The 22,917-nt window shown below is 40.8% G+C and carries 21 protein-coding genes; 14 read left to right on the top strand and 7 right to left on the bottom strand.

The window, feature by feature from the left end; all coding sequences use genetic code 11:
- Positions 1-15: 15 nt before the first annotated feature.
- Together metC and DK428_RS01770 are read left to right on the top strand one after the other, a co-directional pair.
- Positions 16-1,209, top strand: coding sequence for a cystathionine beta-lyase (metC, locus tag DK428_RS01775; protein WP_109063782.1), 1,194 nt, complete (start codon positions 16-18; stop codon positions 1,207-1,209).
- Between the two features lie 203 nt (positions 1,210-1,412).
- Positions 1,413-2,474: a porin gene (locus DK428_RS01770; protein ID WP_109063781.1), complete on the top strand. Its 1,062-nt coding sequence runs from the start codon at positions 1,413-1,415 to the stop codon at positions 2,472-2,474.
- Between the two features lie 138 nt (positions 2,475-2,612).
- Here the strand turns inward: DK428_RS01770 and dnaJ are convergent, their stop codons facing one another.
- From dnaJ to dnaK, 4 genes are all read right to left on the bottom strand, one after another.
- On the bottom strand, positions 2,613-3,737 hold the full coding sequence (gene dnaJ / locus DK428_RS01765; RefSeq protein ID WP_109063780.1) for a molecular chaperone DnaJ: 1,125 nt from the start codon (positions 3,735-3,737) through the stop codon (positions 2,613-2,615).
- Positions 3,738-4,003: 266 nt separating this feature from the next.
- Positions 4,004-5,272 carry an O-acetylhomoserine aminocarboxypropyltransferase/cysteine synthase family protein gene (locus DK428_RS01760; protein WP_109063779.1) on the bottom strand — a complete coding sequence of 423 codons (1,269 nt, stop codon included), beginning with the start codon at positions 5,270-5,272 and terminating at the stop codon, positions 4,004-4,006.
- A 77-nt stretch (positions 5,273-5,349) separates the two neighbouring features.
- On the bottom strand, positions 5,350-5,748 hold the full coding sequence (locus tag DK428_RS01755) for a GyrI-like domain-containing protein (RefSeq protein ID WP_109063778.1): 399 nt from the start codon (positions 5,746-5,748) through the stop codon (positions 5,350-5,352).
- A 120-nt stretch (positions 5,749-5,868) separates the two neighbouring features.
- Positions 5,869-7,845, bottom strand: coding sequence for a molecular chaperone DnaK (gene dnaK, locus DK428_RS01750; RefSeq protein ID WP_109063777.1), 1,977 nt, complete (start codon positions 7,843-7,845; stop codon positions 5,869-5,871).
- Positions 7,846-8,053: 208 nt separating this feature from the next.
- Between dnaK and DK428_RS01745 the strand changes: the two genes are divergently transcribed.
- Positions 8,054-9,487, top strand: a complete 1,434-nt coding sequence (locus tag DK428_RS01745) for a YdgA family protein (protein WP_109063776.1) — start codon at positions 8,054-8,056, stop codon at positions 9,485-9,487.
- Positions 9,488-9,845: 358 nt separating this feature from the next.
- Here DK428_RS01745 and argS read toward each other — a convergent pair whose 3' ends face one another.
- Positions 9,846-11,579, bottom strand: a complete 1,734-nt coding sequence (gene argS / locus DK428_RS01740; protein ID WP_109063775.1) for an arginine--tRNA ligase — start codon at positions 11,577-11,579, stop codon at positions 9,846-9,848.
- Between the two features lie 88 nt (positions 11,580-11,667).
- Between argS and DK428_RS01735 the strand changes: the two genes are divergently transcribed.
- From DK428_RS01735 to DK428_RS01710, 6 genes are all read left to right on the top strand, one after another.
- On the top strand, positions 11,668-12,255 hold the full coding sequence (locus DK428_RS01735) for a VOC family protein (RefSeq protein WP_109063774.1): 588 nt from the start codon (positions 11,668-11,670) through the stop codon (positions 12,253-12,255).
- Between the two features lie 77 nt (positions 12,256-12,332).
- Positions 12,333-12,788: an outer membrane lipoprotein gene (locus DK428_RS01730; RefSeq protein WP_050693829.1), complete on the top strand. Its 456-nt coding sequence runs from the start codon at positions 12,333-12,335 to the stop codon at positions 12,786-12,788.
- A 144-nt stretch (positions 12,789-12,932) separates the two neighbouring features.
- On the top strand, positions 12,933-14,015 hold the full coding sequence (prfA, locus tag DK428_RS01725; protein ID WP_109063773.1) for a peptide chain release factor 1: 1,083 nt from the start codon (positions 12,933-12,935) through the stop codon (positions 14,013-14,015).
- A gap of 44 nt (positions 14,016-14,059) precedes the next feature.
- The gene (gene prmC / locus DK428_RS01720) at positions 14,060-14,959 is read left to right on the top strand and encodes a peptide chain release factor N(5)-glutamine methyltransferase (RefSeq protein ID WP_109063772.1); all 900 of its coding nucleotides are present in this window, start codon (positions 14,060-14,062) and stop codon (positions 14,957-14,959) included.
- Between the two features lie 9 nt (positions 14,960-14,968).
- Positions 14,969-15,823 (top strand): 3-deoxy-8-phosphooctulonate synthase, encoded by an 855-nt coding sequence (gene kdsA / locus DK428_RS01715; protein ID WP_109063771.1) that lies wholly within the window; start codon positions 14,969-14,971, stop codon positions 15,821-15,823.
- A 181-nt stretch (positions 15,824-16,004) separates the two neighbouring features.
- Positions 16,005-16,511, top strand: coding sequence for an NlpC/P60 family protein (locus tag DK428_RS01710; protein WP_109063770.1), 507 nt, complete (start codon positions 16,005-16,007; stop codon positions 16,509-16,511).
- Between the two features lie 93 nt (positions 16,512-16,604).
- On the opposite strand, the gene DK428_RS01705 is transcribed toward DK428_RS01710, so the two are convergent.
- Complete coding sequence (locus DK428_RS01705) at positions 16,605-17,054, bottom strand: LexA family protein (protein ID WP_109063769.1); 450 nt, start codon at positions 17,052-17,054, stop codon at positions 16,605-16,607.
- 319 nt (positions 17,055-17,373) lie between these two features.
- On the opposite strand from DK428_RS01705, the gene sstT reads away from it, so the two are divergent.
- The 3 genes from sstT (at position 17,374) to dinB (ending at position 20,433) form a co-directional block, all read left to right on the top strand.
- Positions 17,374-18,621: a serine/threonine transporter SstT gene (gene sstT / locus DK428_RS01700; protein ID WP_109063923.1), complete on the top strand. Its 1,248-nt coding sequence runs from the start codon at positions 17,374-17,376 to the stop codon at positions 18,619-18,621.
- Positions 18,622-18,762: 141 nt separating this feature from the next.
- Positions 18,763-19,275 (top strand): hypothetical protein, encoded by a 513-nt coding sequence (locus DK428_RS01695; protein WP_109063768.1) that lies wholly within the window; start codon positions 18,763-18,765, stop codon positions 19,273-19,275.
- Positions 19,276-19,350: 75 nt separating this feature from the next.
- The gene (gene dinB, locus DK428_RS01690) at positions 19,351-20,433 is read left to right on the top strand and encodes a DNA polymerase IV (RefSeq protein WP_109063767.1); all 1,083 of its coding nucleotides are present in this window, start codon (positions 19,351-19,353) and stop codon (positions 20,431-20,433) included.
- Positions 20,434-20,439: 6 nt separating this feature from the next.
- Here the strand turns inward: dinB and DK428_RS01685 are convergent, their stop codons facing one another.
- Positions 20,440-20,901, bottom strand: coding sequence for an Lrp/AsnC family transcriptional regulator (locus DK428_RS01685; RefSeq protein ID WP_109063766.1), 462 nt, complete (start codon positions 20,899-20,901; stop codon positions 20,440-20,442).
- Between the two features lie 139 nt (positions 20,902-21,040).
- On the opposite strand from DK428_RS01685, the gene rarD reads away from it, so the two are divergent.
- Together rarD and folP are read left to right on the top strand one after the other, a co-directional pair.
- Positions 21,041-21,946 carry an EamA family transporter RarD gene (gene rarD / locus DK428_RS01680; RefSeq protein ID WP_050693819.1) on the top strand — a complete coding sequence of 302 codons (906 nt, stop codon included), beginning with the start codon at positions 21,041-21,043 and terminating at the stop codon, positions 21,944-21,946.
- A gap of 95 nt (positions 21,947-22,041) precedes the next feature.
- Positions 22,042-22,869, top strand: coding sequence for a dihydropteroate synthase (gene folP / locus DK428_RS01675; protein ID WP_109063765.1), 828 nt, complete (start codon positions 22,042-22,044; stop codon positions 22,867-22,869).
- The last annotated feature ends 48 nt before the right edge of the window (positions 22,870-22,917 follow it).

Raw genomic sequence — 22,917 nt, 5'->3', positions numbered from 1 at the left:
TAATAGGATATAATTATGCTCCCAAAATCATTAGCCACCACCTTAGTTCATGCCGGAAGAAAAAAACGTTACACCCAAGGCTCTGTCAACCCGGTTGTACAACGGGCATCTTCTCTCGTGTTTGATTGTTTGGAAGACAAAAAGCACGCCACGATTAATCGAGCCAAAGGTGAGCTTTTTTATGGACGTCGCGGAACCTTAACCCATTTCGCCTTACAAGATGCGATGACAGAATTAGAAGGAGGCGCAGGTTGCTATTTATATCCTTGTGGTGCTGCGGCGGTGACGAATAGTATTCTTTCTTTTGTGGAAAATGGCGATCATGTGCTAATGACAGGTGCTGCGTATGAGCCAACGCAGGATTTTTGCAATGTGGTATTAAAAAAATTAGGCGTAAGTACAACATTTTATGATCCGATGCTTGGCGACAAAATTGCCGATTTAGTGCAACCGAATACAAAGGTTTTATTTCTCGAAGCGCCAAGCTCTCTCACCATGGAAGTCGCCGACATTCCGGCAATTGTTTCTGCTGTGCGCAACATTAATCCGGAAATCGTCATTATGATAGATAATACATGGGCTGCCGGCGTATTGTTCAAAGCCTTGGAGCATGGCATTGATATTTCTATTCAGGCAGGCACGAAATATTTAGTTGGTCATTCCGATATTATGATCGGCACAGCAGTAGCCAACGCCCGTTGCTGGGACAAATTGCGTGAACATTCTTATTTAATGGGGCAAATGGTGGATGCCGACAGCGCATATACTACCGCGCGTGGGCTACGTACTCTTAACATTCGTTTGAAACAACACGAAGAAAGTAGCATAAAAGTAGCACAATGGTTGGCGCAACAACCGGATGTTAAGGTGGTGTATCATCCTGCATTGCCAAGTTGTCCCGGCAATACATTTTTTAAACGGGATTTTAGCGGTTCAAGCGGTTTATTTTCCTTCGAATTAAAGCAAAAATTGACGCAACAGCAGCTTGAAGCATTTATGAATCATTTCGAATTATTCACGATGGCCTATTCATGGGGCGGTTTTGAATCCTTAATTTTATATAATCAACCGGAAGAAGTCGCGAAAATTCGCCCGAATATACAACGAAAATTAGAAGGCACCTTAATTCGGGTACATATTGGTTTAGAGAATGTGGATGATTTAATTGAAGATTTAAGTGCAGGGTTTAAGCGTTTAAATCAAAATTAAAGTGTGCATTTATTATACATTTTTCATCATAAAGTGTGATCTATATCAGAAAATAGAGAGAAAAAAACGAAGTTTCAGTTGACACTCCAGTTTTTCTTTGCCAAGATTGCCATGCTTCAAAAGAAGTAGCTTGGGCTATTCATTTTATTGAAGAGTTCAATTTTACCCTAATAACAAATGATTTCTGAAAAGGAATGAAGATTATGAAAAAGACAGTAATCGCATTAGCAATCGCTGCATTAGCAGCAACTGGCACAGCAAGTGCTGCAACAGTTTATAATCAAGATGGTACAAAAGTTGAACTTGGTGGTTCATTACGTATCTTCTTAGGTAAATTAGGCAAAAATGAGCGTGGTAACCTAATTAATGATGGGTCCCGTATCAAAATTAATGCATCTCAAGAGTTAGACAATGGTTTATCTGCATTTGCAGGTTATGAATTGCGTTTTGAAAGAGATGCTCTCAAAAACAAACAAAAAGCTGACAATGACTTTGGCGATCCTACGACCCGTAAATTATTTGTTGGTTTAGGTTTTGAAAATGTCGGTAAATTAAGTTTTGGCCGCCAATCAACTACAGCTGATGACGTTGTAGGCGATAGCTTATACTATGATTCTGGTGCGTTAAACCCATTAATTACTCGTGCAGATAAGTCCATTAGCTTCCGCTCTGCTGAATTTAGCGGTTTTAGCTTCGGCGTAGATTACTTGTTTGGTAATGCTCAGAAACACACTACAAACAATTATAAAAGTGGTTACCAAGTTGGTGCATTCTATAACTATGAAATCGCTGACAACCACAAATTTGATGCCGCTGCAGTTTATACAGTAGATCAATTTGATACACAAGCAAGCTCTGAAACTAATCAGAAGAATCATACTTGGGTCTTAGCAACTCATTATCAATTGCAAGACTTGAAATTAGGCGCTGCTTATGGCCAGGGCGTTCAAAAATATAGATCTGAAGCTAGTGAAAATAGATCAAAATATATTTTCTTAGAAGCTAAATATGACTTAAATGGTCTTACAGGTATTCCTACAACGTTTGGTTTACAATGGGAACGTTTGAGCAAGAAATATGATACTGCAGCGACAGCGCAAGATGACGGTAAAACTATCAAAAACCACTATATTGCGGTTGTTGATTACAAACTTCACAAAAATGTAGTTCCTTATGTACAATATACTCGTGCAACAGCTAAAGATAATCTTGGTGAACGTACCAACGAAAATATCTACGGTGCAGGTTTACGCGTACACTTCTAATTTGAGTTAATTCTCATTGAAAAGACCGACATTATGTCGGTCTTTTTTTTTGTCTAACTTCTTGAGCTTTAACAAAAAAAGTGCGGTAGAAATACTAAGAATTTCTACCGCACTTTGCTTTCAAATATTTTATTAATCTTACTTTGTCAAATCATCAAAGAAACGTTTTACGCCGTCTAAAAAGCTAGAAGATTTTGGACGCTGTTTGCTTTGTCCTTCTAGGCTTTCTTCGAGCTTACGTAATAATTCTTTCTGCTCTTCACTGAGTTTTACCGGTGTTTCTACAATGATGCGACAAATTAAATCACCGGCATAACCGCTACGGGTTGAAGTAACGCCTTTTCCACGCATACGGAATAATTTGCCGGTTTGGGTTTCTTCCGGAATACGCAGTTTTACTCTGCCGTCTAAGGTTGGTACTTCAATTTCACCACCAAGCGCTGCCATAGTGAAACTGATCGGCACTTCGCAATAAAGATTGCTACCGTCACGCTCAAAAATATGGTGCTCTTTAACGTGAATAACTACGTATAAATCGCCTGCCGGTGCGCCATTTTCACCTGCTGCGCCTTCGCCTGATAACCGTAATTGATTTCCTGTATCCACGCCTGCCGGGATTTTTACGGAAAGGTTTTTCGGTTTATTCACTCTGCCATCACCGTGGCAGGTTTTACATGGTTTTTCAATTTTCTTACCGCTGCCATGACAGAAATGACAAGGTTGTTCAGTCACAAAGAAACCTTGTTGGCGACGTAAGCGGCCGGAACCATGACAATGTGGGCAGGTTTCTACTTTAGAGCCTGCTTCAGCACCGGTGCCATGACAAGTTTCACAAGGAGCCAAAGTATGGATTTTGATGTCTTTGGTTGTGCCTTTTACGGCTTCTTCAAGTGTGACTTCAAGGTCGTAACGTAAGTCATCACCACGCACGACGCGTTGGCGTCCGCGTCCGCCGCTACCAAAGATGTCACCGAACATATCTCCAAAAATATCACCAAAATCTGCACCACCAAAACCACCGCCGGCACCAAAGCCTTGTTCGAATGCAGCGTGGCCGTATTGGTCATAATTAGCGCGCTTTTGCTTATCACTTAGAATTTCATAGGCTTCTTGAATTTCCTTGAATTTCTCTTCTTTTTCTTTATCCCCTTTGGTTCTGTCCGGGTGATATTGCATTGCGAGCTTTTTGTAAGCACGTTTAATTTCTTTTTCATCCGCACCACGTTCAACACCAAGAACGTCGTAATAATCTTTTTTTGCCATAATGTCTCAGTTTTCCGTTTAAGATATAAAATTCTACTTTTGTGATTATGTATTGTGTGAACAACATATTTAAAGACAAAAATGATGCCGAAAGGCCGAAATATCAAGAGTCAACACATTAATTTATAAAACGTGACCTGGCTTGTTTTCGTTTGTTTACAGCTAAAATAAAGTCAACAAACCAAAACGAGTCATCTATATTTCCTTTGCGATATTATTTTGTCGTCGTTCAAAGAGGCAGACAAAATTGCCTGCCTTGACGATCGTCATTTTGCAGCCTTGAATGCTTGTTCTAAGTCAGCCAAAATATCTTGAATACTTTCAATGCCACAAGAAAGACGGATTAATCCTGTGGAAATGCCTGTTTTTTCTAACTCTGTCTCGCTTAATTGGCGGTGTGTTGAGGTTGCAGGGTGTAACGCACAAGTGCGAATATCTGCCACGTGTACCTCGCGTGATACCAGTTGTAAGGCATTTAACCATTTTGCCGCGGTTTCTTTACCACCTTTAATTTCAAAAGAGATTACGCCACATAAACCGTTTGGTAAGTACTTTTGTTTGAGTGTGTAATCAGGGGCACCGGCCAAGCCGGGATAATTGACTTTTGTCACTTGTGGATGTTTTTCTAAAAACTCGGCTACAGCTTGCGCATTTTCATAATGACGTTGCATACGCAGTGCGAGGGTTTCCATGCCTACATTGAGTAGGAAACTGTTTTGCGGTGCAGGCGTTGCGCCTAAATCACGCATTAATTGCACACGAGCTTTAACAATATACGCTGCAGGACCAAAAGTTTCCGTATAAACCAAGCCGTGGTAAGTGTGGTCCGGAGTGCTTAATTGTGGATATTTTCCGTTGTTCCAATCAAAATTTCCGCCATCTGTAATGGAGCCGCCAAGCGCAATAGCATGACCATCTAAATATTTGGACGTGCTGTGAATTACCACGTTTGCACCAAATTCGATTGGACGACAAAAATACGGGGTTGCAAAGGTATTGTCAATTAATAACGGTGCTTGCGCAGTTTTCGCTAAGGCGGCAAACTTTTCAATATCCAATACGCGTAATGCCGGGTTTGCAATGGTTTCAGCGAAGATGGCTTTGGTATTTGGACGAATGGCTTTTTTGAGTTCTTCGAGCGGTAAATCTTGATCCACAAAGCTCACTTCAATCCCCATTTTTTTGAAGGTGTGTGCAAATAAATTATAAGTACCACCGTATACATAAGAAGAGGAAATAAAGTGATCGCCGGCTTCTAAAATATTCAGCATTGCATAAAAAACCGCAGATTGTCCTGAAGCCGTACACATTGTCGCCACGCCACCTTCAAGTGCGGTAAGTTTTTCTTCTGCGGCATTCGTGGTTGGATTTGCCAGGCGAGTATAGAAATAGCCAGTCGCTTGCAAATCAAATAATTTACCGATTTCTTCCGCAGAGTCATAAGTGTAAGTCGTGCTTTGTACGATGGGTTGAACGCGAGGCTCACCATTTTTAGGGGTGTATCCGGCATGGAGACATTTTGTTGCAAATTCCATTATGTTTTCCTTGGGTTGCGTTGGTTTTGGGGAAGTAAAGTGCGGTCATTTTTTATAAAATTTTACGCACTTTGAGCTTAGCAATGTGGTACAACAGCGATATAAATTTCTACCAGACCATCAGGGTGGTATTTTTCAACATCCACCGAATAAGCCCGCTTAAGTAAACCTTGTTGTTCTTTTTTCCAGATCAGTTGCCATGTTTGATAAATTTCATCTACTTTGCAACGAAAAACTTCGTAGAAACTCAAATCTTCAATTTCAATCGCCGGGATATCTGTCTCTAATACTGCTTCACTTGCAATCGCAAAATCATAGTCTGCTTGGTGATTCGTAGCATAATTAAAATAAATGCCATAACAATAGTGACCTTGTGGTAGTTTATCGAGATTATTTTGCCAAAGGGTTGGGATTATCTCATTTGCTATGTTGTTATTTAAGCGTTGTTGTACGATTGGGTAGAGTTTTAACGCCATTTGTCCTCCTGGTTTATTTTTCCTGACTTCACTTTTTTAAATAAAGTCAGGAAAAATTGTGGTTGATGAATACACCAAAAGGGCGTATTGCTACGCCCTTCTATTTTAGTGAGAGTGAAATTACTTATTATCTTTCACTTCTTCAAACTCAGCATCAACAACATCATCATTTGGTTTGCTGTTGCTTTGAGCTTGTTGTGGCTCGCCTTGCGGTTGAGCAGTTTGTGCAAGTTTTTGTGCAACTTCGGCAAGGGCTTGAAGTTTGGCTTCAATCACTGCTTTGTCTTCGCCTTTTGCGGCAGTTTCTAAGTCGCTTAATGCGCTTTCGATAGCTGCACGATCTGCGGCTGGCACATTGTCACCGGCTTCACTTAATTGTTTGCGGGTGCTGTGTACAAGGTGATCTGCTTGGTTGCGGGCTTGTACTAATTCTTCAAATTTACGGTCAGACTCTGCGTTCGCTTCGGCATCACGTACCATTTGTTGAATTTCTTCATCACTTAAACCGGAAGACGCTTTAATGGTGATTTGTTGTTCTTTACCGGTGCCTTTGTCTTTCGCAGAAACATGGATGATACCGTCTGCGTCGATGTCGAAGGTCACTTCAATTTGTGGCATACCACGCGGAGCAGGGTTGATGCCTTCAAGGTTGAATTGACCTAAAGATTTATTGGCAGAAGCCTGTTTACGTTCACCTTGTAACACATGAATGGTTACCGCACTTTGGTTATCTTCCGCCGTTGAGAACACTTGCGATTTTTTGGTTGGAATCGTCGTGTTTTTCTCAATTAAGGTGGTCATCACACCGCCCATGGTTTCGATACCCAATGATAATGGGGTAACGTCTAACAACAATACGTCTTTCACATCACCGGCTAACACACCACCTTGTACCGCTGCACCAATTGCAACAGCTTCATCCGGGTTCACGTCTTTACGTGGTGCTTTGCCGAAGAATTCTTCTACTTTTTGTTGTACTAATGGCATACGGGTTTGACCGCCCACGAGAATAACATCATCAATTTGAGACGCTGTTAATCCGGCATCGTTTAATGCAACTTTTACCGGCTCAAGGGATTTCGCCACTAAATCTTCCACTAAGGATTCTAATTTCGCACGAGTCAACTTGATGTTTAAGTGTTTAGGACCGGTTGCATCCGCTGTGATGTAAGGAAGATTTACATCGGTTTGTTGGGCGGAAGAAAGCTCAATTTTTGCTTTTTCACCGGCTTCTTTTAAACGTTGCATTGCAAGCGGATCTTTGCGTAAGTCAATGCCTTGTTCTTTTTGGAATTCATCGACTAAATAGTTGATCACACGGTTATCGAAGTCTTCCCCCCCTAAGTGAGTATCACCGTTGGTTGCCAATACTTCAAAGGTTTTTTCGCCACCCACTTCATCAATTTCGATGATAGATAAGTCGAATGTACCGCCCCCTAAGTCGTAAACCGCGATAGTTTTGTTACCTTGACCTTTATCTAAGCCGTAAGCTAGTGCGGCTGCAGTAGGCTCGTTGATGATACGTTTAACTTCTAGGCCTGCGATACGACCTGCATCTTTGGTTGCTTGACGTTGCGCATCGTTAAAGTAGGCAGGCACGGTAATAACCGCTTCAGTAACCGGTTCGCCCAAGAAATCTTCGGCGGTTTTTTTCATTTTTTTCAACACTTCGGCAGAAATTTGCGGAGGTGCTAATTTGTCGCCTTTCACTTCAACCCATGCGTCGCCATTATCGGCTTTTGTAATAGTAAATGGCATGATGTCGATATCACGTTTTACTTCAGCATCTTCAAAACGACGACCGATTAAACGTTTGATCGCAAATAAGGTGTTTTTCGGGTTGGTGACCGCTTGGCGTTTTGCCGGTTGGCCTACTAAAATTTCGTTATCGTTTGTATAAGCAATGATTGACGGGGTGGTACGATCGCCTTCTGCGTTTTCAATCACGCGTGGTTTATCGCCATCCATCACGGCGACGCAAGAGTTTGTTGTACCTAAGTCAATACCAATAATTTTTCCCATTTGTTTTCTCCTAAGTGAAATTTTAAATTCGGTGTAATGGTTTACGGATTGTAAGATGTGGATTGAATTTCGCATTTCAAGTTTATTTTTAAATTTTTTTCAATGAACCTAAAGTGCGGTCAAATCCTGATTCGTTTCTGTAAAATAAGGTTAAAAAGGTGAACTTCAAGGGAGAAAATTAAAATTTTTTCATTTTTATTTTGTTGATGAATTGATCCCTTTTTAATTTATGCTAGATTACTCGGATTATTTTTAATACCTATCACTTTGTTAAGGACATATCATGAAAAAATCAGCGTTAGCTTTAGGAATCGTTATTGCATTAGGCGCCGCTTGGGGCGGTGGTGCTTGGTACACCGGTAAAGTTGCCGAAACGGAATTTGCCCGTCAAATTAATCTTGCCAATAACGATATTAATAAATCCGCCTATTCTTTAGGCTTGGATATTCGATTTGATAACGTTTCTTTTGAACGTGGTTTGTTCAGTTCAAAAACCAAATATGAAGTTCTTGTGAGTTCACTTAATGATTCAAGTAAAACTTGGGTGTTACCATTTGAAGGCACGCTATATCATGGCCCATTGCCGTTAAATCAGCTTAGTCGTTTTAATTTTGCGCCAAGTATGTTCTCCAGTATCGATCAAATCACCAAAAACGACACAACGGCGCCTTGGTTTGATGCTACTAAAGGCAAAACACCGATTACGGTCACCACCTCTGTTAGCTATACCCAAAGCGGCGATTCCAAACTGGAGTTGGTGCCATTTGAGGCTACCATGAAAGATGGTACATTAGCCATCAACGGTTTTGAACTAAAATTCGGTTTTGTACGTGAGGGGATTAATAAACTTGATTTGGCCCTTTCTAAACTTGTGTACAACGAAGCTACTAAAAAAAGCGGTTTTGAACTTGAGAACGTGAAAATTGACGCTAATTATGGGCGGATTCCGGAGTGGGACTATGTGACCACCGGCAAGCAATTTGTTTCCGGAGGTGCGGTTAAAATTACCGACACGGATACTGAAGGCAAGGTAAACCACTTTGGCATTAAAGATTGGAAAATGGATTTCAATACGGTGCGAAAAGAGAAGTTCCTAGATTCCGCCGCTAAAATAGTTGCTAACGGCTTTACTTATAATCAAGCGGAGTTTGGCGATTTAAACATTGATTCGGCTTTTAATCATGTTGATGGTGAAACCTTCAACCAATTAATGCATATTTTTACCGAAGCAGCTAAACAGAAAAAAGAAGACTTAAGTGATGAGGAAATCGCAGCGGTCAAAAAATTCCTTAATACCCAACCTCAATTTATTTTTACACCAACCTTAACCAATAAAAAAGGTAAACTGGTCGGTAATTTAGATTTTTCCATTGCTAATTCCGATTTTGAGAACTTATTGGCAGAAGGTAAAATCTTCAACTTATTCAATCACTTTATTTTTAAAGTGGATGTTAATAAAGAAGCGTTGGTTGAACAGGTTGCCACCGGATTGCAGTCACCAAGTTTAGATAAAGAACAAGCAACCAAAATGGCAGCTACGGAGATTGAACAAGACATAAAACAAGGCGTTCAACAAGGCATCTTAGTGGATGACGGCAAACAAGTGAAATTGGATCTTGTGTTGGAAAAAGGCGAGTTGAAATTAAACGGTCAAGTGATTCCGGAAGAGCAAGTGGTTTCTATCCTGTTTTTAGCCATGATGTCGATGGGGCAATAATTTAGATTAATCTATTCCCATTAATGGATTAAAAGTGCGGTGAGATTTTTAAATGTTTTGAAAATCGACTGCACTTTTTTATTTGTAAAGTTAATTTTGGAGTAGGGTAAATTTTATGTAAAACCGTGATTTAGCTCACAAATTAACCTATAACCATTTGCTTTATGATGGTTTATTCAGTATCCTTGGCACTAATAAAAATAAGTGCTATATCAATAGCCAAACATATTTTGCTTTCCGAGTAGTGCCTCTTATTGAGGCACTTTTTTTGGCCTATTTTCTTAGAATCGACAATTCGGTTTGTTAACAAATAAAAAAAATCCCGCTCAAATGAACGGGATATTGTTTGGGCGTCAGATTACATTTTCTCAACGGTTTTAATGCCGAGTAAATCCAATCCTTGTTTTAAGGTTCGTTCTGTTAATAAAGCCAATTTCAAACGGCTTAATTTCACCTGTTGATCTTCGTTATTTAAAATCGGGCAATGCTCATAGAAAGAAGAGAACACGCCTGCCAACTCATACAAATAAGCACAAAGCACGTGTGGTGTGCCGTCTTTTGCTACTATTTGAATAGCTTCTTCAAATTGTAATAATTTGATTGCTAAAGCACGTTCTTTTTCATCTGTAATGCTTAATTGGGCTTGTTCCACTTCGCTTAGAGCAATTTGACTACGATTGAAAATCGAACGAATACGGGTGTAGGCATATTGCATATAAGGCGCAGTGTTGCCTTCAAAGCTCAACATATTGTCCCAATCGAACACATAATCCGTGGTGCGGTTTTTGGATAAATCTGCATATTTCACCGAGCCGATACCGACAGCCTCAATGACATCCGCTTTTTCTTGATCAGAAAGTGCGGTGGATTTTTGTGAAATTAATACGCCCGCCCGTTCAATCGCTTCATCTAATAAATCCGCCAGTTTTACGGTGTCTCCACTACGGGTTTTGAATGGCTTGCCGTCTTTACCTAACATCATGCCGAAATTTTTGTGTTCCAACTGGAAGCTGTCCGGCACATAGCCTGCTTTACGGGTGATGAGCCATGCTTGTTGCATGTGTTGGCTTTGACGCGTATCGGAGAACACTAACGCACGGTCGGCTTTTAAGGTTTCATAACGATATTTGGCGGCAGCAATGTCGGTGGTGGTGTAAAGGAAACCACCGTCTTTTTTCTGCACGATAACCCCCATAGGGTCGCCGTCTTTGTTTTTAAACTCGTCCAAATAAACCACTAACGCACCGTCATCTTCAACGGCTAAACCTTGTTTTTTCAGATCTTCGACAATCCCCGGCAACATCGGGTTATAAAGGCTTTCGCCCATGACATCTTTATCCGTTAAGGTGACATTTAGACGATCGTAGTTGTGTTGGTTTTGTTGCATAGTGATATGCACCAATTTTTTCCACATAGTGCGACAGTATTCATCGCCACTTTGTAATTTCACCACGTAATTACGGGCTTTTTCGGCAAATACCGGATCTTCATCGTAATGTTTCTTAGCCGCACGATAAAAGGCTTCTAAATCACTCAATTCCATTTCGCTGGCATGTTCATTTTCCATTTTTTCCAAATAAGCAATCAGCATACCGAATTGGGTTCCCCAGTCACCGACATGGTTGGCGCGGATAACATGGTTGCCTAAAAATTCAAGTGTACGAACTACAGCATCGCCAATGATGGTAGAGCGTAAATGGCCAACGTGCATTTCTTTGGCAACGTTCGGGGAGGAATAATCTGCAACAACGGTTTGTTTATCGTGGTTGTGTATGCCTAATTTTGGATCTTTTACAGCGTTATTGATATTTTCCGCAAGCCAAGCATTTTTCAGGAAAATGTTAATAAATCCCGGACCGGCAATTTCCGTTTTTTCTGCGATATCTTGTAATTCGGCTTTTTCTAAGACTTTTTGCGCAAATTCACGCGGATTTAATCCTAATTTTTTTGCGGCAGGCATTATGCCGTTAGCTTGATAGTCACCAAATTGTACTTTGCCCGATTGACGTACCAACGCTTCACATTGCGAATCTGCACCGGCAGAAAGCATCGCGTGTTTGATTTTTTCGGATAAAATAGATTGAATATTCACGGTTGAACCTTAAATTCTTTTGAGGGATAAAAACAGCTGGATATAATACCGTTGTTTCACGTTTCAGAAAAGCCAAAAAGGGAAATTTATGTCGTTTCATTTGCCCCACGAAATGTTTCAAAATCAGACCGCACTTTTAGCGGATTTTCAGGATTTCGAGCAAAAAATTCAGGCGCTTGCGGAAGCGATTCATTTAGATCTAACCAAATATGAAATCGATCATCTTTCGTTGCGTGTTAATTCAGAGCAGAAGGCTCGTGAATGGTTGGCATTATTGTTAAACTATGGCTCCGTGTTAAGCGATAATTCGGTGAATGGTAGGGTGATTTATTTAATTGCCTTAACTCAACCGTTATACCTTGCCGGACAGGCAATTGACGTAGTTGAGTTGCCGTTCCCGAAGAATAAACATTATCCGCAAGAAACGTGGGAACATATTGAAGTGGTTGTGCCGTTTTTAACCGGAGAAACCGAGGCGGAATGGTTAGCCCGTATAAAAAATTTGTTTTTGCGGAACCAATCCGAAGGTTTGAAAGTCAAAACGAGCGAACCGAAAGCTGATGGTGAAAAACTGGTCAATTTATCGGTGGCCATCAGTTTTTCGGACCAGAATCATAATCATACCTGTATTAAAGTTCACCCATACAGCATCAAACAAATTATTGAGGCGGTGTAGTGTAAATTGGTGGTTTATTCCCCTAGGTTTGGGCTAATATAGTCATGATAATTTCATTTATCGTTTAAGGAGCATTTATGAAAAAAATCGCAGTTGCCGTATTAATGGCATTGGGCATGGTTGGTTGTGCTAACCAAGATATTTATGGCGGTGACGTTTATTCTTCCGAACAAGCCAAAGAAGCACGTTCAATTAGTTATGGCACGATTGTTTCTACCCGTCCGGTGAAAATTCAGGCAGATAACCAAGGCGTGATTGGGACTGTTGGTGGCGGTGCTATCGGTGGTATTGCAGCTTCCGGTATCGGCGGAGGTACAGGCCAAGTGCTTGCCAGTGCTATTGGTGCTGTAGCCGGCGCGGTAATCGGTAGTAAAGTAGAAGAAAAAGCCAGCCAAGTGAGTAGTTTGGAAATGGTTATCCGTAAAGATGACGGCAAAGAAATTGTGGTAGTGCAAAAAGCCGAACCTAATCTTGTGCCAGGTGCACGTGTGCGTATCGTTGGTGGTTCACGTTTGAATGTATCCGCACTTTAATTTTTATCCATAAAAAGGAAAGGCTTTCGAGAATTCGGAAGCCTTTTTCTTTGTGTGAACTTCAACAAAATCCCTATTCTGTGCTAGAATGCCCCGATTTTTTAGTTTAATTTTCTTTTTTCAATTTCTTTTCAAGGTTAAGCAATGAAACCATCTATTATTACCAAATTAGAGAGCTTAAAAGAGCGTTATGAAGAGTTAGAAGCGTTATTGGGCGATGCTTCTGTGATTAGCGATCAAGATAAATTTAGAGCCTATTCCAAAGAATATTCACAACTTGAAGATGTTGTGAAATGTTTTAGTCGTTGGAATCAACTTAATTCTAACCTTGAAGAAGCAAAAATGTTGCTGAATGACCCTGAAATGAAAGAGATGGCACAAATGGAAATTGAAGAATCCGAAGCCGAACTTACAGAGGTTGAACAGCAATTACAGATTTTATTATTACCGAAAGATCCAAATGATGAATATAACTGCTATTTAGAAATCCGTGCAGGAACAGGCGGTGATGAAGCAGGCATTTTTGCCGGTGATCTTTTCCGTATGTATAGCCGTTATGCCGAACTCAAACGTTGGCGCGTGGAAGTGCTCAGTGAAAATGAAAGTGAACAGGGTGGATTTAAAGAAATTATTGCGCTTGTTAGCGGTGATGGCGTATATGGGCAATTAAAATTTGAATCAGGCGGTCATCGTGTTCAACGTGTGCCGAAAACCGAATCACAGGGGCGTATTCATACTTCTGCTTGTACCGTTGCGGTGATGCCTGAGTTACCGGAATCCGAAATGCCGGAAATTAATCCGTCAGATTTGCGTATTGATACTTATCGGGCATCCGGTGCAGGTGGACAGCACATCAATAAAACCGACTCTGCCGTGCGTATTACCCATATTCCTACCGGTATGGTGGTGGAATGTCAGGATGAACGTTCGCAACATAAAAACAAAGCCAAAGCGTTGTCCGTGTTAGCTTCCCGCTTGGTTCAGCAAGAACAGGAAAAATTGGCGCAAGAGCAGGCAGATACCCGCCGCAATTTATTAGGTTCGGGTGACCGTTCCGACAAAATCCGCACTTACAATTACCCGCAAGGCCGCGTAACCGATCATCGCATTAACCTCACAATTTATCGCTTGGATGAAGTCATGAACGGCAAAATTGATGAACTCATTCAGCCGATTATCACCGAGTATCAGGCCGATCAATTGGCCACGCTGTCTGAACAGAATTAACTATTCGAACGAGCTTAACGGCTCGTTCATTTTTATTGACAAAAATGAACTATCAACAATGGCTACAACAAGCCACGCAAACCTTAAATCAGGCAAATTCCTCCGAAAACGGCAGAATTGATGCCTTGGCATTATTACAATCCGTTACACAAAAATCTCGCGCCTTTATTTTAGCCTTTGGCGAAACGGCGTTAGAGAAAAAAACGTTGGAAAAACTGACCGCACTTTTATCCCGTCGTTTGAAAGGCGAACCTATTGCTTATCTTCTTGGTGAAAAAGAATTTTGGTCGTTGCCGTTGGCAGTGTCGGAAAAAACGTTAATCCCGCGCCCGGATACGGAGATTTTGGTGGAAAAGGCGGTGGAGATTGCTATTGAAAAGCTACAAAAGTGCGATCAACATTCACCCTGTTTTCGCATTTTAGATCTTGGTACGGGAACCGGTGCGATCGCGTTGGCGTTGGCATCGGAATTAAAATCCGTGACACAAAAACAACGCATTCAACTTGATATTATCGGCGTGGATTTCTTGCCTGAAATAGTTGAGTTGGCAAGAACAAATGCGGAAAAAAATCAATTAAACGTCCATTTTGTGCAAAGTCATTGGTTTGATAATGTTACGGGAAAATTTGACTTAATCGTGAGCAATCCGCCTTACATTGATAGTAACGATGAACATTTACAGCGAGGCGATGTGCGTTTTGAACCCTTGTCTGCTTTGGTGGCAGAGGAAAGCGGTTATGCAGATTTACGGCATATTATTGAACAGGCGCCGCAATATTTAACGGAAAATGGCTATTTGTTATTGGAGCATGGATGGCAACAAGGCGAAAAAGTGCGGTCGATTTTTCAGATGAATTTATGGCAAAATGTCGACACATGCCGAGATTATGGAAATAATGAGCGTGTTACGCTAGGGCGTTGGGCAAACATTTCAGATAAATAAGGAAAACTTATGCAAAATAAATTAATTCAATTAGGCGATATTCAAATTGCCAATGATAAGCCATTTGTATTGTTTGGCGGTATGAATGTATTGGAAAGCCGTGATATGGCCATGCGAGTGTGCGAAGCATATGTGGAAGTGACGCAAAAATTGGGCGTGCCTTATGTGTTTAAGGCTTCTTTTGATAAGGCGAATCGTTCTTCCATTCATTCTTACCGTGGCCCGGGCATGGAGCAGGGTTTGAAGATTTTTGCCGAGTTAAAACAAACTTTCGGTGTAAAAGTCATTACCGATGTGCATGAAATTTATCAATGCCAACCGGTAGCTGAGGTGGTGGATATTATCCAATTGCCGGCATTTTTGGCTCGCCAAACCGATTTAGTGGAAGCGATGGCGCGTACCGGTGCTGTAATTAATGTGAAAAAACCACAATTTTTAAGCCCGGGACAAATGGGCAATATTGTAGAAAAAATTGCGGAATGCGGTAACGATAAAGTGATTTTATGTGAGCGTGGCAGCAATTTTGGTTACGATAACTTAGTGGTAGATATACTAGGTTTTAGCGTAATGAAAAATGTGTCTAAAGGTTGCCCTGTGATTTTTGATGTCACCCATTCATTGCAATGTCGTGACCCATTTGGTGCGGCTTCCGGTGGCCGTCGTGCGCAAGTGACCGAGTTGGCACGCTCTGGCATTGCCGTGGGGTTGGCCGGTCTCTTTTTAGAAGCTCATCCGGATCCGAATCATGCCAAATGTGATGGCCCATCGGCGTTACCGTTGGATAAATTGGAGGATTTTGTCGGACAAATGAAAGCCATTGATGATTTGGTGAAATCCTTCCCGGAATTGGATACGGCAAATTAATTTGTTCGTGCAACAACAATATATAGTGCATAAATTTTCCTTTATGCACTATATGTACGAAAAAAAGTCTATTTTTCTTCAAATTAAAAGCAATTTTAGCTAGATTTTTACATAAATTTACGATAGTATTTGGCACAATTATGTGACTTAAAAACCTTATTTAAAATAACAATTTAAATTTATGTTCAGAAAATTATTGATTATCGCGCCTTTTTTTGTCTTGACGGCATGTTCAAATAACATTGCTTCCCAACAAGCTCAAGATGAACACCAGCTTAACCAATTAATTGCCGCACAGTTAAAAACTAACAAGCCTCATCAATATTCAGCCATTATGGATAAACGCCTTTCTAAAGTTTATCAGGAGTGGGCCGGCACTCGTTATCGTTTCGGCGGTTTAACGAAAAAAGGAATTGATTGTTCCGGATTTATGCAAACCACATTCTTAGATGCTTTTGGGGTTACATTGCCACGCTCTACTTCCGAACAACGTTATGTTGGCAAGGAAATCAAGAAACACGAATTAAAAGTGGGTGATTTGGTCTTCTTCCGCAAAAACCATCATGTAGGCGTTTATATCGGTGATGACAAATTTATGCATTCCAGCACAAGTCGTGGTGTAATTATTGAATCTTTGAGTGATAATTACTGGGCAAGAACTTACACCCAATCCCGTCGCGTTCTTTAAGATAAGTTTTTTTAGAAAACAAAAAGTGCGGTCAGAAATTTTTATATTTCTAACCGCACTTTTTTGTACAATCAATAGGCTATTTGAGAATATTTATGCGGCGAAACGCATTGTGTTTTTACGATGTAATTGATGAATCACATTTGTTACTGTGCCGATAATTGGCAAATTGCGCCAGTTATCGGTTTTAATATTTTGTGTTTGGGAATCTAAGGATAAGAATACAAATTCGCCATTGGTGTGGGCAATAAACTCATACACATGGAATTCGTTATTGATTTCTAGCACAACTAACTCTTCCACAAATAATTCGTTACTGTCTTCCACAACCAGCATATCACCTTCTTCAATGCCCCAAGCCAACATATTCGGATTAGTGACTCGGATAAAACAGGTTTGTTGCGGGCGTCTGATGCAATACAAATTAAGATCAAGTTTTTTCTTAAAATTGGTTTTTTCCTTTTTCATGTCTTCAAAGAAAGGCATAGGCTGATAAGAAAAAGCTTGATGATGTTGGGGGATAATTTGGTTTTGGTAGCTCATATTGATTTCCTTAAATTAACTGTATTTTTATACAGTAATAATATACTGTTGTTATATCCAGTAAGTCAACAAGTAAAAACAAAAATTTTTTAAGGCTTTCATGATGACGGCATCATGGCGTTGGTTAAATAGAATAAAGTGGATGTTTTTTTAAATGACAGCTAAATAAAACCCCATAATCTTTTATAAAGTTAAAAAAATTCCATAGTTCATATTTTCTTTATCTAAATTTTAAGCTATCTTTACTTCCCCTTAGGTGGATCAATTTTGATTCGAATATCAACAGCAAGTTTATTTGCACAACATGATTAAACCCATTATGAATACTTCTCGTTTAATTTCTTTGTTTTTCCAAGGTAATTTGGTTAAACGCATTGCTATTGGTTTGGTGCTCGGTATTATCGTGGCGCAAGTCAGCCCCATGTTACAAACCGTCTTAGATTTTAACTTGGCGGAAAAAGTCGGTGTGTTGGGCCAAATTTTTGTGCGTTCACTGCGTGCGGTAGCGCCGTTGCTTATTTTTGTTTTGGTAATGGCAGCCATTGCCAATAAAAAAATTGGCACCAAAACCAGCATGAAGCCAATCCTTGTTTTATATCTACTCGGCACTTTTTTAGCCGCCGTTGTTGCGGTTATCGCCTCCTTCTTGTTCCCAATCGAAGTTGCGCTATCCGTTAAGGAAGATATTACTTCCGCGCCAAAAGGTGTAGGTAATGTCTTGTTGGATCTTATTTTTAATATGGTGGACAATCCACTTAATGCGCTATTTAAAGCAAACTTTATCGGCGTATTAACTTGGTCTATCGGTTTAGGTTTAGCGCTTCGCCATGCTTCTGAAAATACAAAAATTGTCATTTCCGATTTTTCCGAAGCCGTATCTAAAATCGTTTATGTGATTATTTCTTTTGCACCAATCGGCGTATTTGGTTTAGTGTCTGAAACCTTAGCGGATAAAGGGTTAGTGGCATTGCGCGGTTATGCCGAATTATTAGCTGTCTTAATCGGTTCTATGGCATTTGTGGCATTTGTGGTTAACCCGCTTTTAGTGTATTGGAAAATCCGCCGTAATCCGTTCCCATTAGTTTGGACTTGCTTGCGTGAAAGTGGCGTAACCGCCTTCTTTACCCGTAGCTCAGCAGCAAATATCCCGGTGAATATTAACTTGGCGAAGCGTCTTGGATTGGATGAAGAAACCTATTCTGTATCTATTCCACTAGGCGCCAGTATCAACATGGCCGGTGCGGCAATTACTATTACCATCCTGACCTTGGCTGCAGTACATACATTGGGTATTGAGGTTTCCTTTGGTAGAGCTATCTTATTAAGCGTAGTGGCAAGCCTGTGTGCCTGTGGTGCATCCGGTGTGGCCGGTGGCTCCTTATTGCTAATTCCATTGGCTTGTAGCCTGTTCAACATTTCCGATGATGTGGCGGCACAAATGATCGGGGTCGGCTTTATTATCGGTATTTTGCAAGACTCCACAGAGACTGCACTTAACTCTTCAACCGACGTATTATTTACCGCAGCGGCTTGTATGGCTGATGAGCAAAAACAAGTGAACAGCTAAAAATTAGCTATTAATAGAGCAAAGGATAGATTTTAATGTCTATCCTTTTTTGTTTTATGTAAGTTAATGAAAATTCCGTTTCTTCCCCGGGGGAGATCGAGTAGAATTCTGCCACAAATTCATTATTGTAAAGGTATCACAATGAAATATTTTAATTTATTTACCTCACTGGTATTGTCTTCTTTTCTTGTGCTAAGTTCGGCAAATGCAGCTGAGCCTAAAGCTAAACCGACACAGCCTGTACAACAATCGACAAAAACGAAAAACACCCAAGAGGCTGCCTTGTCCCAATTTAAAAAGAGTGTTGATATTCATTTTGAGGAGCGTGATATAGTGGTGGATGAAGACAATCAGGCTTATGTTTTAGTGAAATATTCCGTTGAAAATAAAAGTAATAAATCCATTAAATCCTTGTATTGGATTGCGGCCTATTTATACGATCAACAAATGATTTATTCACAAGATGTGCCGCTAAATTTTGCGCAACCTATGGCGCCTAAAGCAAAGATTACTGTGAATTTACGTATTCCGTTTAATCAAATTCCGGAGCAATATCGCACGTTATTTACGCATTTGCAGGAGCCAATTCAGGTGTATTCTGTGGCTCGTAATGTGACTTTTGCGGATGGACAACAAATTAATGTAGCTAATTAAATACTGTTTTTTTATACAGATTTTTGTGTTAAAGTGCGGTTAAAAAAATACATGAAATTTTGACCGCACTTTTTTATGTCTGATACCTTAAATACTAAACCCAGAAAAATTATTCACATCGACATGGATTGTTTTTATGCATCCATTGAAATTCGTGAAAACCCCGCGTTGGCCGATAAACCTGTTGCGGTCGGTGGGCGTGCCGAACAGCGGGGCGTCTTAACCACCTGTAGCTACATTGCGCGTAAATTTGGATTACATAGTGCGATGTCAACCGCGCAAGCCTTAAAACTGTGCCCTAATTTAGTGTTGTTGCCGGTTAATATGCCGTTGTATCGTGCGGTTTCCCAACAAATTCATGAAATATTTCAACGTTATACTTCTATTATTGAGCCGCTTTCGCTTGATGAGGCTTATTTAGACGTGACCGATTGTGATAAATGCGCAGGTTCCGCCACATGGATTGCGCAAGAAATTCGTCAGGCGATTTTCAATGAACTTCATCTTACCGCTTCTGCCGGCATCGCGCCGTTAAAATTCCTCGCCAAAATCGCGTCTGATCAAAATAAACCTAACGGACAATTTGTGATTGAGCCAAAAGAGGTGAGCGATTTTGTCGCTAATTTGCCCTTAAAGAAAATTCCCGGTGTTGGCAAAGTGACGTCGGAAAAATTACTACAAATGGGATTGGTGTGCTGTGCCGATGTACAGAAAACGGAGCGTCACCTGTTGCTAAATTTATTCGGCAAAATGGGGCAACGCATTTGGCAGTATAGTCATGGTATTGATGAGCGGGAAATTCAGCCGCACCGTGAGCGCAAGTCTGTGGGAGTGGAAACCACGTTATTAAGTAATATTCATCAGTTGGAAGAAGGCGTTGAAGTGTTGACAACCCTGTATCCGCAACTGGTTAAGCGCGTGCAACGTGCTTGCCCGGAAATGCCTTTGGCGCAATTAAGAAAAATTGGTGTGAAACTCAAATTTGAAGATTTTCAAGTGACGACATTGGAGAAAAGTGCGGTCGAATTTTCAAGTGAAAATTTTCAACAGTTGCTTGGTCAAATTTGGGCGCGTCGGCAGGGAAGAAGCATTCGATTAATCGGTTTGCACGTCACGCTACCGGAAGAAAAAGCCTCGGAACAAATGAGCCTCTGGTAATTTACGTTACAGAATAATTTTGCTTTCCGCCTTAAAGAAATTCATCACAAACTGACTTTTGTAACCTTTCACGTGGGCGCCACCGATTAACACTTGATGAATAAAACGGTGGTAGCTTGTCATATCTTCCGTATGTACCAACAGCAAATAATCATAATCGCCGGAGATTTCATAACAGGCGATCACATCCTTTTCTCCGCGCATTTTGCGTTCAAATTCATCTTGATAATGAGATTGTTGATTATCTAACTCCACTAACACAAATACACTAATGGATTTGCCCACGGCAGAAGGGGAGACAATGGCAACTTGTTTGGTGATGACGTGATGTTGTTTAAGTAACTGAATACGACGTTGGCAGGTGGCGATGGTACTGTTGACCCGATCAGCGAGTTCTTTTAACGGAATTGTCGCGTCGGTTTGTAATTCATTGAGAATTGCCCGATCGAGTTTATCTAAGTGGTACATAATTTCACCGTTTGAGAAGTTTTACCAAATATGATGTGAATTTTGGGAAATTATCTCATTATTCGCGATTAATTGAAATTGGTTATTTGGCGCTTTTAGTATAATTCTCATAGCGTTAATCTGATGTGGAGTGATAGTTATGCAACCGATATCCAAAGGTGTGTGGCTGTGTATTTTGTCGCAAAGTTTATTTGGCATTATGTATTTATTCAGCGCGTGGATGCTACCTTTAAGCGGCACAGATGTTTTTGTCTTGCGTATGATAGGTTCATTATTTGCCATATTGGCCATCTTATTACCGATAATGGGCTTAGCCGGTTTGAAAACATTTATTCGCAACGAATTAGGCTCAAGCTGGAAACGTTGGTTGATCTTTTTGATGGGTAGCGCTTTGGCGGGCAGTCAATTTTGGTTATTTATGTGGGCGCCGGTGAATGGTGAAGGCGTGAATGTGGCCGTTGGCTACTTTTTATTTCCCTTAGTGATGGCATTCGGCGGTTATTTGTGGTTTAAAGAACGCTTAACCTTATTACAAAAAATGGCGCTATTTTTAGCCGCACTTGGTGTTGCTCATGAACTGTGGGCGACTCAAACCTTCTCTTGGACCAGTTTATGGGTCTGCTTGGGTTATCCTCCTTATTATTTAAGTCGTCGGGCTATGAAAACGCCTGCGTTACAAGGATTGACGCTAGATATTATTTTTATTTCGATTCCCTGCTTTATTTATTTGGCGTTTCAGCCGAATGTGACGGATATCATTGTCAGTGATTCGCGCTATTGGTTGTTGGTGCCATTGTTGGGCTTGATTAGCGCCGTTTCTGTAACCGCGAATTTAAAATCGGCGTTATTATTGCCGGTAAGTTTATTTTCAATGATGAGTTATCTTGAACCGAGCCTGCTTTTTTTATTTGCCATTTGGTTTTTGCATACGCCGGTGAACGAATCCGCCTATTTGACCTATTTTTTCATTTGGAGCGGATTGCTGTTGTTAATGTTAAATAGCGCTTATGCTTGGCGTGCAAATCAGCGATTGCGTCATGCCTAGGACTAAGGGGATTTTTTGGTAAGTGCAAAAAAATTCGCTTATAATGTACCGCACTTTTAGGCCTCATTGGCTTGCGGATGCGAAACAAATATCTTATGAAATTAACAGCAAAGACTAAAACTCTGGACCTTTCCTCTCCCCAAATTATGGGGATTCTTAATTTTACCCCCGACTCCTTTTCTGATAGTGGTCAATTTTTTCAGTTAGATAAAGCCTTGGTGCAAGTGGAAACCATGTTGCAACAAGGGGCGTCAATCATTGATATTGGCGGTGAGTCCACCCGCCCGATGGCGGAGGAAGTAACGCTTGAACAAGAACTTGAGCGGGTCATTCCCTTGGTAGAGGCGGTGCGTCAACGGTTTGACTGTTGGATTTCGGTGGATACTTCAAAAGCACGGGTAATGCAGGAAGCAGCAAATGCAGGCATGGATTTGATTAATGATATTCGTGCCTTGCGGGAGCCGAACGCATTGCAAACAGCAGTACAATTAGGCTTGCCGGTATGCATTATGCATATGCAAGGGCAACCGCGTACTATGCAACTTAATCCGCATTATGATGACGTGGTGGCTGATGTTTTAAAATTTATGCAACAGAGAACGGAACAATGTTTAACTTCAGGAATCAAAAAAGAGAACCTGCTTTGGGATCCGGGTTTTGGATTCGGTAAAAGTGTTCAACATAACTATCGTTTATTGCAACAATTATCCGTTTTCTGTGAACAAGGCTATCCTGTTTTGGCCGGAATCTCCCGTAAATCAATGATTGGTGCGGTGTTGGATAAAACAGTAGAACAACGTATGGTGGGGAGTGTTTCCGCCGCGTTAATTGCTGCAATGAAGGGGGCCTGTATCCTGCGCGTACATGATGTAGGCGAAACTGCCGATGCGTTGAAAATTTGGCAGGCAACAGTGAATGCATAATTGCGTATTACGCAATATAAAAATATTTTTATTTAGAAGGAATGAAAC

The organism is Aggregatibacter kilianii (assembly GCF_003130255.1).
Classification (GTDB): domain Bacteria; phylum Pseudomonadota; class Gammaproteobacteria; order Enterobacterales; family Pasteurellaceae; genus Aggregatibacter; species Aggregatibacter kilianii.
This window is presented reverse-complemented; position numbering and strand designations above follow the sequence as displayed.